Consider the following 322-nt stretch of genomic DNA (forward strand, 5'->3'; position numbering starts at 1 on the left):
CCTCACCAGAAACTGATGTTCTTTGCCGAAGCCAGGGTCCGGGTCTTCATCTATGGCCAACCCGTAGATGCCCGCAAATCCTATGACGGACTCTATGTCCTTGGCACGCAACGAGATGAAGCAGGATCCCCTGAGCGGACACCTGTTCTGCTTCATCAATCGGCGTGCCAACCAGGTCAAAGTCTTGTATTGGGATCGCTCCGGCCCCCCAGGGCGTCCTGGATAACAGCCGTGCCGATGTGAGTTTCCTGGCGGGCATGGTGGTGGATAAATTCCTGTACCACCAGCCCCTGTATCGCCAGCATCAGCGTCTGGGCAGTAA

1 protein-coding gene is annotated in these 322 nt (G+C 56.8%); it reads left to right on the forward strand.

The genetic code is table 11. The features are described from left to right. The first annotated feature begins 115 nt into the window (after window positions 1-115). The gene (gene tnpB / locus IV91_RS19830) at window positions 116-226 is read left to right on the forward strand and encodes an IS66 family insertion sequence element accessory protein TnpB (RefSeq protein WP_411464063.1); all 111 of its coding nucleotides are present in this window, start codon (window positions 116-118) and stop codon (window positions 224-226) included. Window positions 227-322: the final 96 nt, after the last annotated feature.

The sequence above is a fragment of the Ferrovum myxofaciens genome, assembly GCF_000735045.1.
Lineage (GTDB): Bacteria > Pseudomonadota > Gammaproteobacteria > Burkholderiales > Ferrovaceae > Ferrovum > Ferrovum myxofaciens.